This window comes from Pseudomonas sp. GL-RE-26, from assembly GCF_019956275.1.
Classification (GTDB): Bacteria; Pseudomonadota; Gammaproteobacteria; order Pseudomonadales; family Pseudomonadaceae; genus Aquipseudomonas; species Aquipseudomonas grandcourensis.
Genome location: NZ_JAHBDI010000037.1, coordinates 1 through 16,068, shown reverse-complemented (window position 1 = coordinate 16,068; position 16,068 = coordinate 1). Strand labels below are relative to the sequence as shown.

Here is a 16,068-nt window from a genome sequence, read left to right as displayed (position 1 = left end):
TGGCGAGGGGGCTTGTCGGAACGCCGAACCGCCCCGTTCGGTTGCGCAGCAGCCGTCGCTTTTGGGACGGCTTCGCCGTCCAACGGGGGCAAGCCCCCTCACCACAAGTCAGACCTAGGCCAGTTCGATCAACCCGCCAAGCCGACAAACATATCCTGCACGTCGTCATGGTTATCGAGGCCTTCGAGGAACGCTTCGACTTCCGCCATCTGCTCATCGCTCAGGCCGCTGACCGGGTTTTTCGGCTGGTAGCCCAGTTTGGCCGACAGCACGGTGAAGCCTTGTTCCGGCAGGGCTTTCTGTACCGCGTCGAGGTCGGTCGGCTCGGTCAGGAACAGGGTTGCACCCTCTTCACCCGGCTCGAAATCCTGTGCACCGGCTTCGATGGCGGCCATTTCCGGATCGGCGTCCGGGGTGTCCGGCGACGCCTCGATCATGCCGACATGGTTGAAGTCCCAGGCCACCGAACCGGAAGCCCCCAGCTGGCCCTTGCGGAACGCTACGCGGATCTCGGCGACGGTGCGATTGATGTTGTCGGTCACGCACTCAACGATCAACGGTACCTGATGCGGGGCGAACCCTTCATAGGTCACGCGATGGTATTGCACGGTTTCGCCCAGCAGGCCCGCGCCCTTCTTGATGGCGCGATCCAGTGTTTCCTTGGGCATCGAAGCTTTCTTGGCCTGTTCAACCACCAGGCGCAAGTGCGCGTTGGTAGTAATATCAGCGCCGTTGCGCGCAGCAATGGTGATTTCCTTCACCAGTTTGCCGAAGATCTTGCCCTTGGCATTGGCTGCCGCTTCTTTGTGTTTAACCTTCCACTGTGCGCCCATTTCTCACTCTCTTATCTGTGGCATCTGTGGCGCCGAGACATCTATTGGCCGACGCTTTGTGCAAGTTTATACGGCCTAAAGTTGGCAATCGACCAAAAAATCCCTACTTGCATCGACATCTTCACCAGCGGTTGTAGGGCGATTCGGAAATGTCGCTTTACCGTGCCCGCAATGCGCCGGGGTTTCGTACGCTTTGCACCCTACTCCACGGCGGTAGCGCATTCGATGCACAACGACAAGGAAAGTCCCACCACCCTGACGCTTCTGGACGACGACCTGAGCTTCCAGGTGGTCCGGTTCAGTGGTCATGAAGCTCTCAACCAGTCCTATCGATTCGACATCGAGGTGATCGGGCTGGCACCGGCCCTGAACCTTGGGCGATTACTGCACCAACCGGCGTTCCTCGAGTTCAGCCACGACCAAGGCATTCATGGCGTGCTGCACAGCGCCAGTTGTGAACATCGAAGCGGACACCGGGTCGCTTACAAACTGGTGCTGATGCCCCGCGTCCAGGCGCTGGAACAGCAACGATGCCGACGTATTTTCCAGCGCGCCAGCGTGCCCATGATCCTGCGTCAATTACTGGAGGAGCATGGGTTGCCCGCCGGCAGCTATCGCTTTGAACTGGCAACCGGGCACTATCCCCTGCGACCTTTTTGCATTCAGTACGAAGAAACCGACCTGGCGCTTCTGCAGCGGCTGTGCGAGGAAGAAGGCATCCACTATCACTTCGAGCATCAACGCGACGGCCATGTGCTGGTGCTGGCCGATGACTGCCTGAGTTTTCCCCAGGAACCACTGCTCATGTCGATGAGCAGCGACGCCCCCGGCGAACACCAGGAACCTGTGATCAGCGAACTGTTCCAGCGTCATGACGCTCCGCTCTCAACCGTGCGCCCAGGCACCCGGAATCCGGGTGCAGCGGACATCAGCGAAGGCGCAGCCAATCACCCCTTCGCCACGGCGAGGCACTGTCCCGCTCGTGAACAACAACATCGCGACCAGCTCAGCCGTCGACAACTGGAACGCCTGCGCTGCCGACACCTGCAGATCCACGGTCAAAGTAACCAGGGGGCATTACGCAGTGGCCGGATCCTGCAGGTGGCCGAACACCCGCTGGCGAATTTCAATGATCAATGGCTGGTTACCGAAATCTGCCATCAGGGCCGTCATTCATCCATTCTGCTCGATGACACACCCGACATGGCCCCGGGTTACCGCAATAAATTCAGCGCCATCCCCTGGTCGACGGTGTTCAGGCCAACGCTCAAACAACCCAGGCCGAGTATCCCCGGGTATCAGCCCGGCCGGGTGTGCGGCCCGGTCGGGCAACCGGCGACAGTGGACGAGGAGGGCAGGGTTCAGGTGAGCCTCTGGCCCGTCACACCATCAGCCGCAGAGGGGGCCGACGGCCTGTGGCTACCGCTGGCGCTGACCACCGCCGAGGAATGGATCGATCCGGCCCGCTTGCCCGTGGCTGGCAGTGAGGTACTGGTGATTTTCCTCGACAGTGACCCGGATCGCCCGGTGCTTTGTACGGCCCTGGGCCCTCGGCCACAAGCTCACCGCCCTCGCCCGCGTGAGCCCCGTGGCGATACCCGCCTGCTGTTCGACTGGCTGCTCAACCGCTCGGACCTTGCGCACTGACGCTCAGCCCTTGTCAGCCTTGCCGGCTGCGGCGGCGAATTTCGCCAGGTGCACGTCCAGATGCCGTGGTCGACGCCCGTGATCCTCCGCGTGCTCCTTGCGACGGATGGCGTTGCGCACCATCAGCGAGCCGATGTAGCGAATCGGCTCCGGCGGGAAAAACCCCAGCGGTCCGTTGACCAGCGGCGAGCGGGTCCAGGGGTTGTCCAGGCCCTGGACCATCGACGCCAGAATCTGCCCACCCATATGGCAGGGCCCGACACCGCTGCCGGAATAGCCAAAACCGTAGAACACATTGCCACTGGCGCTCATCTGCCCGAAAAACGGCAGCCCGGTCACTGAACGATCCGACGGACCATTCCAGGTCGCTTCGACCTTGACGTCGGCAAATGCCGGGAAGAAATCCGTCAGGCTGTTCTGCAATAAAGCGGCGTAAGGCGATGGCTGATCGAACACCGGTAGCATGCGCCCGCCATAGGCGAAGGTATTGCCGCCCTTGCCGAGCATGATCCGGCCGTCCGGGGTGTTGTGGTAGTAGTGCACGAAAATCCGCGAATCGAGCACCGTGACGCCGCTGGTCAAGCCGATTTCGTCGAGCAAATCCGGCCGTGGCTCGGTGATCAGCATGTCGCTGGAAACAATCGCCACGCTGCGCTCGAACTGCGGGAACGCCCGGGCCATCCAGGCGTTCATCGCCAGCACCACGCGGTCGGCGCGAATCGTGCCGTTGCGGGTTTGAATGCCCGCCGGCCGACCCTCCTCCAACCCGGTCATCGCGGTGTTTTCATGAATCTTCACCCCCAATTGCAGGGCTACCCGGCGCAAGCCACGCACCAGCTTGCCCGGTTGCACACTGGCCGCGGCCGGGGAAAACCAGCCTTCCAGGTGTTTGCTGGAGCCGGCCATGCGCTGCACATCGGCCACCGGCCGCTGGGTGAACGAGTTGATGCCGTTGCGCTCCAGCGCCGCGATCACAGCGTCAGTCGAGCCGACCTGAGCGCGATTGGTCGCGGTGTAGAGGGTGCCATCGAGGCGGTAATCGGCGTCCACCCCATACTGTTCGCAGAAGGCACCGATGGCATGGATGCTGCGCTCGGACTCCTTGACCAGTCGCACGGCTTCTTCGACGCCGAACAAACGTTCGAGGGTGAAATACTTGGCCGACCACGACAACGCACAACCGCCGTTGCGTCCACTGGCCCCGGCGCCGCAGATATCCGCTTCGATCAGCAGCACATCCAGCTCGGGGTTCTGCTCCTTGAGCATGATCGCGGTCCACAACCCGGTGTAACCACCGCCGACGATACACACGTCGGCGCGGGTGTCGCCTTCCAGTGGCGGACAGGTTTCGGATGTATCAGCCTTCAAGGCCTGGTCCAGCCAAAAGGGTCTCATGGGGTCAATCTCCGGTCAGTGGCCCACACGCCGGCCTGCCGCAGGTGCAGCAGGCGACGAGGGGCTGGATTCAGGTACGCAGGGGTTTGATGGTCATCGCTTGATTGGGCACGTAGGCGAAGTGGGTACCCAAGCCACCGGGGCGGCTGTTCCAGTGCGGGATCAACACCAGTGCCGAGAACATGGCGCAGCCGGCGAAGACGATGAACACGGTAACGGTGTCGAAGTAGCCCGGCAGCAGCCCGCCGAGAATCGCCCCGACCGAGCCGCAGCCGTTGACAAAACCGGCTGCCGTGGCGCCGGCCTTGGCGGTGCCGAAGTCGATGGCGGCCGAGCCGCTGATCATCGAGTCCGGTCCGTAGAGGGTCAGGCCCATGACGAACAGCAGCGCCACCACCAGCAGCACGCTGCCGGTATGCAGGGCGCCCATGAAAAACGCCAGGGACACGGTCAATGCCAACAGACTGATCACACAGGCCGGCATGCGCCGGGCGCCGAACAGTTTGTCCGAGGCGAGGCCAATCAGGATCGGCCCGAGCAACCCGGCCAGTTCAAACGAGGTCGGAATGATCGCCGCACCGACCTTGCCCACCGAAGGCATCTGTTCGAAGACGATCACCGGCCCCCACAGCAGAATCGCGTAGCGCGCCGGCTTGAGCATGAAGTACGCCAATCCCAGCACCAGCACCGTGCGGTTGCGCAGGATTTCCTTCAACGGCTCCCACATGCTGATTTTGCTTTGAGCGTCAGCCTCTTCGGCGGTCAGCTCAGGTTCCGGCTCCACCGCCGGCAAGCCGACGTCTTCCGGTTTGTTGCGTTGGAAAATAAAAAACAGCACGGCGACCAGCCCAACCACCGCCGCACTGGAAATGAACGCCGCATGCCAGCTGCCGATGAGCGTGTACGCCCACCAGCCGGCAAACGGCGAGGCTACCAGACCACCAAAGGCGTAGCAGGAACTCCACAGTCCCAATACCCGTCCGCGTTGCTCGGAGGGAAAGAAGCTGCCGAGGTTCTTGCACAGTCCCGACCAACCGGTGGACTGCGCCAGGCCTTGTATCAGCATGCAGGTAGCGAAAATCGGTAACGTTGCGAAGTTGCCCATCACCAGCGCCGCGGCGGCGGAAATCAGCAACCCGCCGAGCACCACCACCCGCGGCCCGAAGCGGTCGGCCAGGATGCCCCAGGTGAATTGACCGACGGCGTAGGCCGTCAGGTAGATGGCGTCGAGGTTGGCCATGGCCATTTTGTCGAGCATGAAGGTCGGGTCTTCGCCAATACCGAGTTTGGCGACCGAGAAGGCTTTGCGGGTGAAGTAGAAGGCGGCGTAGGCGAGCCAGGTGATCGCGAAGATCTGCACGCGCCAACGCTTGATGGTGCCGATGTGCTTGTTCATTGTGGTTCTGACCTCAGGGTGTGAGTGTGCCGGCAGAATTGGAAGAAAACGCCTGTTTTTTTATTGTTGAGCACTTCGATATCGCCCTGTCCCTACGGCGGATACCGGTCAGATGAGTCCTGCTGTTGCACGCACAGGCTCATGGCACCCGCTGCTGTTCGACTGATCAGTCACCGGGGCTGAGGTGGATAAAAACAATTACTGATTAATAAGTGAAATCGATTTATCGTATTTCAAATATAAGCTCAGCTTGTTACTGGAGATTCCCATGTCGGTGTCCCACGCCCAGCTCAAAGCTTTCCATGCCGTGGCGGTCCATGGAAGCTTTACCAAGGCCGCCGAACGCCTGTTTCTGACGCAACCGGCGATTTCCGACCAGGTGCGCAAACTCGAAGAGCGCTACGGGGTTTTGCTGTTTCACCGCAACAAGCGCTCGGTGCGCCTGACCGATCTGGGCGAGCGCTTGCTCGGCGTGACCCAGAAACTGTTCGTCATTGAAGCCGAGGCCCAGGAACTGCTCCAGGACTCCCAGGCCTTGCAGACCGGCAGCCTGATTCTGGCGGTGGATGCACCGGTCCACGTGCTGCCGCAGATCGCCCGATTCTGCGAGCGCTACCCCGGCATCAGCGTGAAGATCGAAACCGGCAACACCGATGAATCGCTGTTCCGACTGTTCAACTATCAGGCCGACCTGGCGTTGCTGGGCCGTGACGTCAGCGATGAACGCCTGATGTCGCTGCCCCTGCGTAACGATCCGATGGTGGCATTCGTGTCGCGCAATCATCCGTGGGCCGAACGCGAATCCATCACCCTTGCCGACCTCGACGACACGCCGCTGGTGTTGCGGGAAATCGGTTCGGTGACCCGGCAGACGCTGGAGGAGGAAATGGCCGGCGCCGGGTTCCGCATTCGCCCGGCGATTCAGGTTGAAGGTCGGGAGGCAGCGCGGGAGGCGGTGGTTGTGGGGATTGGGGTGGGCGTGGTGTCGGCTGCCGAGTTTGGTGCGGATTCGCGGGTGTGTGCGTTGCCGATTATCGATTGCAAGCGACGGTTGACTGAAACCCTGGTGTGCTTGCGCGAGCAGAGTTCTCGGCGGGTGGTGGCGACCTTTCTGGAGATGGTGCGCGAGAGCCTTGGGTAGGCAGGTCCGACGTCATCGCGGGCAAGCCACGCTCCCACAGGTATTGGGCCGTACACAAAATCGGCGAACCTGCATAAATCCCTGTGGGAGCGAGCTTGCTCGCGATGCAGGCAACTCGGTCTACCTGCCTGGCGCCAACCCGAAAAACGCCTGAATCAAGCGCAAATCCCGCCGCCGCTCCATGCACCCCATCATGTGTCGATTCACCAACCCCTCACCAATGATCGGCACCGCAGCCACCCGCGGATCGTGGCTGACCTCCACCGACGACACCACCCCCACCCCCAGTTCGGCGGCCACCGCCTCGGTCACCGCTTCGCGGCTGTCCAGTTCCAGCAACACCCGTGGATTGACCTTGGCCTGGGCGCAAGCCTCATCGAAGGTGCGCCGGGTAATCGAGCTCGGTTCGCGCAGCACCATGATCACCTGATCCAGTTCCTTGAGCTGCACGCCTTTGGTTTTCTGCGCCCAAGGATGCCCGTCGGGTACCAGCGCGCAAATCCGTGATTCGTTCAGCGCCTGCAGATGCAAGCCCTTGCGCGGCTCGACCTCGGTCAGCACCGCCACGTCGGCATGTTCGGACACCAGCGCCGCCAAGGTTTCCTGGGCGTTGCCCAGGCGCAGGTTCACCGTGATCCCCGGATAGCGCGCCCGCAGGCTGGCGAGCATCGGCATGACCATGTGCGGACCGTCCGCCGCCACCTCCAGGCGCCCGGTCAGCAATTGCCGGTTGGCTTCGAGCATCACCTGCGCCTCTTCGGCCAGGCCGAACATCGCCCGGGTGATTGCCGCCAGTTTGGTGCCCTCTTCCGTCAGTTCCACCCGTCGGGCGGTGCGGCGCAGCAGGGTGATCTGGTAGTGCTCCTCCAGGGCCTTGATGTGCCCGGTGACCGCCGGCTGGCTGATGAACAGCCGCGCCGCCGCCCGGGTAAAGCTGCCTTCCCGGGCCACGGCATCGAAGGCGCGGAGCTGGAACAGGTTCATGAATAACCCTCACTGATGGCTGGCATAACAACAAACAATTTGATTGATAACTTGGCAAATTGCAATTTAAGCCCCGTAGCTTCATCCCATCGATTGCGAGGACACGAGAATGAGTACTGCCGAACCCATCCTGCTCACCCCCGGCCCGTTGACCACGTCGGCCCGCACCCGTCAGGCAATGATGGTTGACTGGGGTTCATGGGATGACCGCTTCAATCAACTGACCGCCAGCCTCTGCGAGCAACTGCTGGCAATCATCAACGGCGCCACCACCCACCACTGCGTGCCCCTGCAAGGCAGCGGCACCTTCGCGGTCGAGGCAGCGATCGGCACGCTGGTGCCTCGGGACGGCAAGATTCTGGTACTGATCAACGGCGCCTACGGCAAACGCCTGGCGAAAATCTGCGAAGTGCTGGGTCGCTCCTTCAGCACTTTCGAAACCGCCGAAGACGAGCCGACCACCGCCGCCGACGTCGACCGCTTGTTGCGTGCCGATCAAGACATCACCCACGTTGCCCTGATTCACTGCGAAACCAGCACCGGCATCCTCAACCCGCTGCCACAGATCGCCCAGGTCGTTGCAGAACACGGCAAGCGCCTGATCATCGACGCCATGAGCTCCTTCGGCGCCCTGCCAGTGGATGCTCAGCAAGTGCCGTTCGATGCACTGATCGCCGCCTCGGGCAAATGCCTGGAAGGCGTGCCGGGCATGGGTTTTGTCTTCGCTCGCAAAGAATCCCTGGCCAGCGCCGCCGGCAACTCGCATTCGCTGGCGATGGACTTGCAGGACCAGCACGCCTACATGGCCAAGACCGGCCAGTGGCGCTTCACCCCGCCGACCCATGTGGTCGCCGCACTACACGAAGCCCTGCTGCAATACAACGAAGAAGGCGGCTTGCCAGCGCGGCACGAACGCTACGCCGCCAACTGCCAGGCATTGATGGAAGGGATGGGCAAACTGGGGCTGCGCAGCTTCCTGCCGGCGGCGATTCAGGCGCCGATCATCGCCACCTTCCACGCCCCGAAAGATCCGCGCTACGCATTCAAGGAATTCTACGAGCGGGTCAAGGCCAAGGGCTACATCCTCTACCCCGGCAAACTGACCCAGGTCGAAACCTTCCGCGTCGGCTGCATCGGTCATGTCCAACCCGTCGAAATGCGCGAAGCCGTGGCGGCGATTGCTGAAGTGTTGCGTGAAATGGAAGTGCTGGAAATCTGATCCACACCGCAATTCCCCTGTAGGAGCGAGCCTGCTCGCGATGAGGCCAGACCAGTCGACACCGATGTTGAATGACAGCCCGCAATCGTGAGCAGGTTCGCTCCTACAAAGAACCGCTTTCCTAGATAGCCATTTATTACAGGACTCAGATCACCATGAACTACTCCAACCCAACCAAACTGCAAGCCGCCATCCTCGACTGGGCCGGCACCGTGGTCGACTTCGGCTCCTTCGCCCCGACGCAGATTTTCGTCGAGGCCTTCGCCGAGTTCGATGTCCAGGTATCCATCGAAGAAGCCCGTGGCCCGATGGGCATGGGCAAATGGGACCACATCCGCACCCTGTGCGATCAACCGGAAGTTGCCGAGCGTTATCGCAAAGTGTTCGGCCGCACGCCGACCGACGATGACGTCACCGCGATTTACCAACGCTTCATGCCGCTGCAGATCGAAAAAATCGCCGAACACTCGGCGCTGATTCCCGGGGCGCTGGAGACCATCGCCAACCTGCGCCAGCAAGGGATCAAGATCGGCTCCTGCTCCGGCTACCCGAAACAGGTCATGGACAAAGTGGTCGAACTGGCCGCCACCAACGGCTACGTCGCCGATCACGTGGTCGCCACCGACGAAGTCCCGAATGGTCGCCCATGGCCCGCCCAGGCACTGGCCAACGTCATCGCCCTGGGCATCGACGATGTTGCCGCGTGCGTGAAGATCGATGACACGGTGCCAGGCATTCTCGAGGGTCGCCGCGCCGGCATGTGGACCGTGGCGCTGATCTGCTCGGGCAACGCCCTGGGCCTGGACTACGAAGGTTATCGCGCCTTGGGCAGCGACCAACTGGACAGCGAGCGCAAGCGCATCCACGCAATGTTCGAAGGTTCACGCCCGCACTACATGATCGACACCATCACCGATCTGCCGGAAGTGATCGCCGACATCAACAAGCGCCTGGCCAAGGGCGACATGCCACAGTCGAGCTGATAAATCCCCGTAATACCCCTGTGGGAGCAAGCTTGCTCCCACAGGTTTTTCTCTGTCCATTACCCAAACCAGAGCATCCAGCGACCAATCGCCTCAGGCAATCCCGGTGAAACAGGATTACAGTTAGAACACACCGTCGGACAAGAACGGTGGCTTTAAACCGGACCTCTGAGGAATACCGTATGCCGTGGAAAAACTCCGAATCGCGCTACAGCACCGTATCGATCGCGCTGCATTGGTTGATGCTGGTCCTGCTGGTGCTGGTTTATGCCTGCATCGAGTTTCGCGGGCTCTTTCCCAAGGGCAGTGGCGGGCGCACGCTGATCGTCGAATCACACTTCATGCTCGGCCTGACCGTTTTCGTTCTGGTCTGGGTGCGATTGTTCGCGCGCAGCCTCGGCCCGGCGCCGCAGATCTTCCCGGCCTCGGCGCACTGGCAAACGACGCTGGCCAGGCTGATGCACTGGGCGCTGTACATTTTCATGATCGTCACGCCGATTCTCGGCTGGCTGGTCACCAGCGCCAAAGGCAATCAGGTGATGTTCTACGGTGTCGACCTGCCGATGCTGGTAGAGGAAAACAAGGACCTGGCCAAACAGCTCCAGGGCTGGCATGAGCTCGGCGGCACTATCGGCTATTGGCTGATCGGCCTGCATGCCGTGGCCGGGCTGTATCACCATTATGTGGTGGGCGATAACACCTTGCTGCGGATGATGCCCAAGAGCGTGAACCGTGACTCCTGAGACCAATGAATGCCAATGAGGGAGCGAGCTTGCTCGCGATGCGGGTATTGCATTCGGCGCATTTGTCGACTGACACACCGCCATCGCGAGCAAGCTCGCTCCCACATTGATTTGCGGTGCGTTTCAGGTTTGTGAATTGAATCCCCGCCGCCCCTGCAAGCCGCCCGTGTGGACGAATATCAGTCGCGTGCCATGGGCAAACTTGCCCGCCTCGACTTGTTGCTTGAGGGCCATGAGTGCCTTGCCGGTGTACAGCGGTTCCAGGGGAATGCTGCTGACCTGCTCCGTTTTTTCGATAAAGTCGAGCAGCCGTGGATCTACCTTGGCAAACCCGCCGCGACTGGCTTCGAACAGTTCATACACCGCATCGACCACACCCGCTTCCTGCACGATCCTCTCTACCTGCTGCGCCACCCCGTGGTCATCCGGCACCGCCAGGGCACCGAACACCGGATGATCCCCCGCTTCGGCCAGTACCAGGCCGGCCAGGGTCGTGCCGGTTCCGCAGGCCAGCCACCAGCCGTCGTAGTCACTCCAGCCCAAGCTCTCCAATTGCGCGCAAACGCTGGCCCGCAGTTGCTTGCAACCCAAGGCGCCAGGCAAGCCGCCTCCCCCTTCAGGCACCGGATGCAATGTCGGGTAGCGGGTTTGCCAGGGTTGCCAGAAACCCGCTTCATGCCTCGCTCGATAGCCTGCGAAGCCCAGCCAGTGCAACTGCATGCCGAACGCCTGCAAGTCCTTGACCGTCGGGGTTTGCTGAGGATGCCCGCGCAACAGGCCGACGGTGGAAAAACCGAAGCGCTGGCCCGCCGCCGCCAACGCGTGGAGGTGATTGGAGTGCGCGCCACCGAGGCTGATGATGCCTTCGGCACCCAGGCGGTCAGCAGTTTTCAGGTGTTCGATGAGCTTGAACCACTTGTTGCCGCTGATCAGCGGGTCGATCTGATCCAGACGCAGGATTGCCACTTCGATGCCGGCTTGAGTGAGCCAGTCGAGGTGAAGGGGTTCGAGGGGGGCCTGGGGTAGCCAGTTGTCTGAAGGAGAAAGCATGATGCCGGATCGATGAAAAGATCCGGCATCTTAGCAGCACCTTTGTGGCGAGGGAGCTTGCTCCCTCGCCACAGACCTGACTGTTACAACTGTGCCGCCAATCGCGAACCCTGATTGATCGCCCGCTTGGCATCCAGCTCTGCCGCGACATCCGCGCCGCCGATCAGGTGCACGCTCTGCCCCGCCGACACCAGGCCGTCATGCAACTCGCGCAGCGGATCCTGCCCGGCGCAAATCACGATGTTGTCCACTGGCAGCACCTGTGGCTCGCCGGTTTCGCCGATGCGGATGTGCAGGCCTTCGTCGTCGATCTTCAGGTATTCAACGCTGTTGAGCATCTGCACCTGTTTGTTCTTCAGACCGGTGCGATGAATCCAGCCGGTGGTCTTGCCCAGGCCGTCGCCGACCTTGGATTTCTTGCGTTGCAGCAGGAATACCTCGCGGGCCGGCGCATGGGGCGCTGCCTTGATACCCGCGACACCGCCGCGGGCTTCAAGGTGCGTATCGATACCCCACTCCTTCCAGAACGCGGCGCGATCCTGACTGGTGGCGACACCTTCATGCACCAGGAACTCGGAGACGTCGAAACCGATACCACCGGCACCGATCACCGCGACACGCTTGCCCACCGCTTTGCGCTCCAGGATCACGTCCAGGTAACTCAGCACCTTGGCGTGTTCCACCCCTGGAATGGCCGGCAGGCGCGGCGCAATGCCGGTGGCCAGAATGATCTCGTCGTAGCCGCCTTCGACCAGCCCGGCCACGTCGACGCGAGTGTTCAGGCACACCTCGACGTTGGTGGTCTGCAACTTGCGGTTGAAGTAGCGAATGGTCTCAAAGAACTCTTCCTTGCCCGGAACGCGCTTGGCGATGTTGAACTGACCGCCAATTTCGCTGGCCGAATCGAACAGCGTCACCTGATGGCCACGCTCGGCGGCCACGGTCGCGGCGGACAAACCGGCAGGACCGGCACCGACCACGGCAATTTTCTTCAGCTGCTGCACCGGCAGATAGTTGAGTTCGGTTTCGTGGCAGGCACGCGGGTTGACCAGGCAACTGGTCAGCTTGCCGCCGAAGGTGTGGTCGAGGCAGGCCTGGTTGCAACCGATGCAGGTGTTGATTTCATCGGCGCGACCTTCAGCGGCCTTGTTGACGAAGTCCGGGTCGGCGAGGAACGGCCGCGCCATGGACACCATGTCGGCATCGCCCTCGGCCAGGATCTGCTCGGCCACTTCCGGGGTGTTGATACGGTTGGTGGTGATCAACGGAATATTGACCGAACCACGCAGCTTGGCCGTGACCTTGCTGAAGGCCGCGCGCGGCACTTTGGTGGCGATGGTCGGAATCCGCGCCTCGTGCCAGCCGATACCGGTGTTGATGATGGTTGCACCGGCCTGCTCGATGGCTTTGGCCAGTTGCACGATCTCTTCCCAGATGCTGCCGCCTTCGACCAGGTCGAGCATCGACAGGCGGAAGATGATGATGAAGTTCGGGCCGACCGCTTCACGCACGCGACGGACGATTTCCACCGGCAGGCGCATACGGTTTTCGTAGCTGCCGCCCCAGCGGTCGGTGCGGTGGTTGGTGTGGGCGGCGAGGAACTGGTTAATGAAATAACCTTCGGAGCCCATGATTTCCACGCCGTCGTACTCGGCGCTTTGCGCCAGTACCGAGCAGGTGACGAAATCGCTGATCTGCTTCTCGATGCCTTCTTCGTCCAGCTCTTTTGGCTTGAACGGGTTGATCGGCGCCTGGATCGCGCTGGGGGCAACCTGTTTCGGGCTGTAGGCATAACGACCGGCATGGAGGATCTGCATGCAGATCTTGCCGCCTGCGTCATGCACGGCACGGGTGACGATACGGTGCTTGAGCGCCTCTTCTTCGGTCGTCAGCTTGGCCGCACCGGAATACACGCCACCCTCTTCGTTCGGGCCGATACCGCCAGTGACCATCAGGCCGACACCGCCACGGGCACGCTCGGCAAAGTACGCCGCCATGCGCTCGAAGCCACCCGGTTTCTCTTCAAGGCCAGTGTGCATCGACCCCATCAGGGTGCGGTTGCGCAACGTGGTGAAACCCAGGTCCAGCGGAGCCAGCAGGTGCGGGTATTGAGCGGCGGTCATCGGTAACTCCACATCGAGCGATCACGGAAAGTGCAGGAGCTCTGTGGCCCCCATCAGTCATGTTCGACAGACTAAGAGTCGCGCTGCGATCCCTCAATGACCGTAACTGACAAATTATTGATCGAAATGAGCAACAGCTTTGGGCAACCGGGAATGACTTAAAACAAAAACGACCTTGCGGTGCAGGTCCGGATTGAAACCTGCACCAGAAGGCCGCTTCCTTTCGGGCTCTGGAGAAGCCCGCAAGGTTTACGCGCAGAACCGGCTTAGCATGCGCTTGCTACTGACCGCGCAGGCGCAACATAGTCGTCCTGTTGTTTCGCTCGCTGGGTCAACGCCACCATCGCCAGGAACCCGAGCACAATCAGCACCGGATAAGCCATCAACAGTTCGGAAAGGGAATACTTCCAGGCCAAAGGGCGCCCGACACCCAGCATGGCGGCATACATCCAGGACACTGCCGACAACGACCCGCAGGCCAACGCCAGCATTCGTGCACTGAATCCGAGATTGAGCAAGGAGCCTGCCTTTTGCAGGGCTGGCAGTACCATGCGATGCAACAAGATGCCGTTGTAAGTCAGCAACGCCACAATAATGACTTTGGCTTGAAGTTTTGGATTCAAAAAGTAATCGGCACCCTTATCCAGGTAATCGATACCGACAACAGCGACACCCGTTACCCACAGCGCTATTAGTGCAACGATGACAGACTTCTGAAGACTTTCCATGTGAGCATTATCATGCTCAGTGAATACTTTCCGTTTTAAAAGATCCCTGACCATCGCAACATCACTGGTCAGCACCAGACCGATGGCCACACAACACGCCACCAAATGAACGTAAATAACGCCCAGACGTAAAAACTCCAGGAATTCCTTATTTTCCAGCAGACTCATAATGGTATTTATCGCCACGGTATTTTCTCCACCTTATTCGAGAGTACGGATCGACCACCTGACAGAATCTTTAATTATTAAAAACCCTGTACGACCTTACTTCTAAAAGATAAGCCAAATCATGGACTCGGCACTGGCAACCTCATTGACTCGCCTGGCGAATCAATGACCGGCTGGTTTATCACCTCCCTGAGTTTCAGATAAAAATCCCCAATTTGCATTCACTGCATTTGAGATTCCATTTCCACTTCTTTTTTTACAATCGCGGGGGCTGGTCATGGCTGACGAGCTCAAGGATCAGAGGCCACAGACGCTACAATGTTCATTTTTCGCACAAGCCACCGACAAACGGCGCGTAGCGCTAGTGCGCCCGAAGCGACAGTCATGAGCCAACTTCTACGCTATTGCCCACGGTAACTGGCCTGCTTGATTACATGCACTTCGACAACTGCATATTGGATCCGCTAGTTGTTACACATCCCATAACTTGCGCAATAGCGAGCAGTTCTCATCCAGAGCAATCTCCAAATTCGGATTTCACGGTGATCCAGCCACCCTTTCAGGCAGATAGCAACGCAGAATCAACTTAAACAAACAAGACACTAATCAAGTCAAAATCAATCGTCAGCGAATTGAACTACGTTCGCTCAAAGTACATCGGATGGTTAGTACCTTGAAACGGTATATTCGCTAATTGTGAACATAATCAAAACCCAAAGTAAACAAATGCCGTAGCTGCCACGACACCCCATGCGAGCAACGCCATTACCGTTGAATTTTGCATTGACCGGGATTCGCCGAATCGCTGCAAACCGGGCTTCGAAAAACCGGCCTGGTCATAACAGCAATGCATGATTGCCCGGTAGGTATATCGCAGGCCAGCCAATAGAAACAGGGTGATCAAGCCAAGGACAAGTCCATGCCTGATTGCCGGTTTGACCAATGGCATAAGGTGATCCTGTTCGCAAGCAACGCTATCGAGTTCCACAACGGTTATTTGCTGGTAGTCCGCCGAAGACCGCTTTTGGCCAATCTGGATTACCGCCTGCTGCTCCAGATCCAGCGCCTGATACTTCCAGAGCGTTGATGATCCTTCTCGGCAGAACGTAAACGCAGCAGGACTTGAGATGGCGACAATACTAGCGTCGTTGATGTCCAGTTTTTTCAGCGTTTCCGTGGCTGACCTGGTGAAATCCAGGTCGAACACCGGATTAACCCTGGTAGCAGATGCCGCGACCGAAACCAAAAGGCCGCTCAAGAGGCAGATGGCTGAAATGTTCAAGGCCGGGTTTCCTTTTTCCATTGATTCTTTGATTTCGCAGCTCGGTTCCAACCTGCTTTGATGAGTTCCAGTACGCTGCTGGCACTCCGATAGCTAATGGGCAATTGAATGGAAGGAGAAAGGGAGGGCATCCATTGCCCTCCCCTCTGCTGTCCACGCTCCCTGCGACAGTACTGGCCAGGACCTCAAGTGGCCATAAGGAAGTCCGTCTGATCAACGGCCGCGCTGTTGACACCAACCAGGTGAATCGTGTCCGCCCCGATCGCTACCACCGTGTCCGCCCCGTTAGCCGTTATGGTCACGTTGGCAGCGAACGTCGCGCTGTTGATCCCCAGCGCCGTGATATTGAGCAAGTCCTGCCCGGCCGGATTGGCTC

General features: G+C 60.1%; 14 protein-coding genes. 5 read left to right on the top strand and 9 right to left on the bottom strand.

Annotation, left to right across the window (positions count from 1 at the left end; all coding sequences use genetic code 11):
- Window positions 1-128 precede the first annotated feature (128 nt).
- Window positions 129-833 (bottom strand): YebC/PmpR family DNA-binding transcriptional regulator, encoded by a 705-nt coding sequence (locus KGB07_RS21130; protein ID WP_046037782.1) that lies wholly within the window; start codon window positions 831-833, stop codon window positions 129-131.
- Window positions 834-1,058: 225 nt separating this feature from the next.
- On the opposite strand from KGB07_RS21130, the gene KGB07_RS21125 reads away from it, so the two are divergent.
- Entirely contained in the window at window positions 1,059-2,480 is a 1,422-nt protein-coding gene (locus tag KGB07_RS21125; RefSeq protein ID WP_223466473.1) for a type VI secretion system Vgr family protein, read from the top strand.
- A gap of 3 nt (window positions 2,481-2,483) precedes the next feature.
- Here the strand turns inward: KGB07_RS21125 and KGB07_RS21120 are convergent, their stop codons facing one another.
- Complete coding sequence (locus KGB07_RS21120) at window positions 2,484-3,875, bottom strand: FAD-dependent oxidoreductase (RefSeq protein WP_223466463.1); 1,392 nt, start codon at window positions 3,873-3,875, stop codon at window positions 2,484-2,486.
- Between the two features lie 70 nt (window positions 3,876-3,945).
- A complete protein-coding gene (locus tag KGB07_RS21115) occupies window positions 3,946-5,271 on the bottom strand; it encodes an MFS transporter (protein ID WP_046037779.1) in 1,326 nt (441 codons plus the stop codon).
- A 268-nt stretch (window positions 5,272-5,539) separates the two neighbouring features.
- On the opposite strand from KGB07_RS21115, the gene KGB07_RS21110 reads away from it, so the two are divergent.
- Window positions 5,540-6,412: a LysR family transcriptional regulator gene (locus KGB07_RS21110; protein WP_223466461.1), complete on the top strand. Its 873-nt coding sequence runs from the start codon at window positions 5,540-5,542 to the stop codon at window positions 6,410-6,412.
- 120 nt (window positions 6,413-6,532) lie between these two features.
- On the opposite strand, the gene KGB07_RS21105 is transcribed toward KGB07_RS21110, so the two are convergent.
- On the bottom strand, window positions 6,533-7,396 hold the full coding sequence (locus KGB07_RS21105; protein WP_223466459.1) for a LysR substrate-binding domain-containing protein: 864 nt from the start codon (window positions 7,394-7,396) through the stop codon (window positions 6,533-6,535).
- Window positions 7,397-7,505: 109 nt separating this feature from the next.
- Here KGB07_RS21105 and KGB07_RS21100 point away from each other — a divergent pair, with 109 nt between their 5' ends.
- The 3 genes from KGB07_RS21100 to KGB07_RS21090 all read left to right on the top strand — a co-directional run bounded on the left by KGB07_RS21100 (window position 7,506) and on the right by KGB07_RS21090 (window position 10,341).
- The gene (locus KGB07_RS21100; RefSeq protein ID WP_223466458.1) at window positions 7,506-8,615 is read left to right on the top strand and encodes a 2-aminoethylphosphonate--pyruvate transaminase; all 1,110 of its coding nucleotides are present in this window, start codon (window positions 7,506-7,508) and stop codon (window positions 8,613-8,615) included.
- Window positions 8,616-8,770: 155 nt separating this feature from the next.
- Window positions 8,771-9,598 carry a phosphonoacetaldehyde hydrolase gene (gene phnX / locus KGB07_RS21095; RefSeq protein ID WP_223466456.1) on the top strand — a complete coding sequence of 276 codons (828 nt, stop codon included), beginning with the start codon at window positions 8,771-8,773 and terminating at the stop codon, window positions 9,596-9,598.
- A 182-nt stretch (window positions 9,599-9,780) separates the two neighbouring features.
- A complete protein-coding gene (locus tag KGB07_RS21090) occupies window positions 9,781-10,341 on the top strand; it encodes a cytochrome b (protein ID WP_046037774.1) in 561 nt (186 codons plus the stop codon).
- 123 nt (window positions 10,342-10,464) lie between these two features.
- Here KGB07_RS21090 and KGB07_RS21085 read toward each other — a convergent pair whose 3' ends face one another.
- The 5 genes from KGB07_RS21085 to KGB07_RS21065 form a co-directional block, all read right to left on the bottom strand.
- Window positions 10,465-11,391 (bottom strand): 1-aminocyclopropane-1-carboxylate deaminase/D-cysteine desulfhydrase, encoded by a 927-nt coding sequence (locus KGB07_RS21085; RefSeq protein ID WP_223466454.1) that lies wholly within the window; start codon window positions 11,389-11,391, stop codon window positions 10,465-10,467.
- Window positions 11,392-11,474: 83 nt separating this feature from the next.
- The gene (locus KGB07_RS21080; RefSeq protein ID WP_223466452.1) at window positions 11,475-13,514 is read right to left on the bottom strand and encodes an FAD-dependent oxidoreductase; all 2,040 of its coding nucleotides are present in this window, start codon (window positions 13,512-13,514) and stop codon (window positions 11,475-11,477) included.
- Window positions 13,515-13,780: 266 nt separating this feature from the next.
- On the bottom strand, window positions 13,781-14,428 hold the full coding sequence (locus tag KGB07_RS21075) for a hypothetical protein (protein WP_046037771.1): 648 nt from the start codon (window positions 14,426-14,428) through the stop codon (window positions 13,781-13,783).
- Between the two features lie 688 nt (window positions 14,429-15,116).
- On the bottom strand, window positions 15,117-15,692 hold the full coding sequence (locus KGB07_RS21070; RefSeq protein ID WP_046037770.1) for a hypothetical protein: 576 nt from the start codon (window positions 15,690-15,692) through the stop codon (window positions 15,117-15,119).
- Window positions 15,693-15,877: 185 nt separating this feature from the next.
- Window positions 15,878-16,068, bottom strand: a 191-nt coding sequence (locus tag KGB07_RS21065) for a hypothetical protein (protein WP_223466451.1), incomplete at its 5' end; no start/stop codon positions are given.

Excerpts from the sequence above, each read along its gene's own strand:
- KGB07_RS21115 (WP_046037779.1), bottom strand. The coding sequence starts at position 5,271 with ATGAACAAGCACATCGGCACCATCAAGCGTTGGCGCGTGCAGATCTTC.
- KGB07_RS21125 (WP_223466473.1), top strand. The coding sequence starts at position 1,059 with ATGCACAACGACAAGGAAAGTCCCACCACCCTGACGCTTCTGGACGAC.
- KGB07_RS21090 (WP_046037774.1), top strand. The coding sequence starts at position 9,781 with ATGCCGTGGAAAAACTCCGAATCGCGCTACAGCACCGTATCGATCGCG.
- KGB07_RS21130 (WP_046037782.1), bottom strand. The coding sequence starts at position 833 with ATGGGCGCACAGTGGAAGGTTAAACACAAAGAAGCGGCAGCCAATGCC.
- KGB07_RS21085 (WP_223466454.1), bottom strand. The coding sequence starts at position 11,391 with ATGCTTTCTCCTTCAGACAACTGGCTACCCCAGGCCCCCCTCGAACCC.
- KGB07_RS21080 (WP_223466452.1), bottom strand. The coding sequence starts at position 13,514 with ATGACCGCCGCTCAATACCCGCACCTGCTGGCTCCGCTGGACCTGGGT.
- KGB07_RS21110 (WP_223466461.1), top strand. The coding sequence starts at position 5,540 with ATGTCGGTGTCCCACGCCCAGCTCAAAGCTTTCCATGCCGTGGCGGTC.
- KGB07_RS21120 (WP_223466463.1), bottom strand. The coding sequence starts at position 3,875 with ATGAGACCCTTTTGGCTGGACCAGGCCTTGAAGGCTGATACATCCGAA.
- phnX (WP_223466456.1), top strand. The coding sequence starts at position 8,771 with ATGAACTACTCCAACCCAACCAAACTGCAAGCCGCCATCCTCGACTGG.
- KGB07_RS21100 (WP_223466458.1), top strand. The coding sequence starts at position 7,506 with ATGAGTACTGCCGAACCCATCCTGCTCACCCCCGGCCCGTTGACCACG.
- KGB07_RS21105 (WP_223466459.1), bottom strand. The coding sequence starts at position 7,396 with ATGAACCTGTTCCAGCTCCGCGCCTTCGATGCCGTGGCCCGGGAAGGC.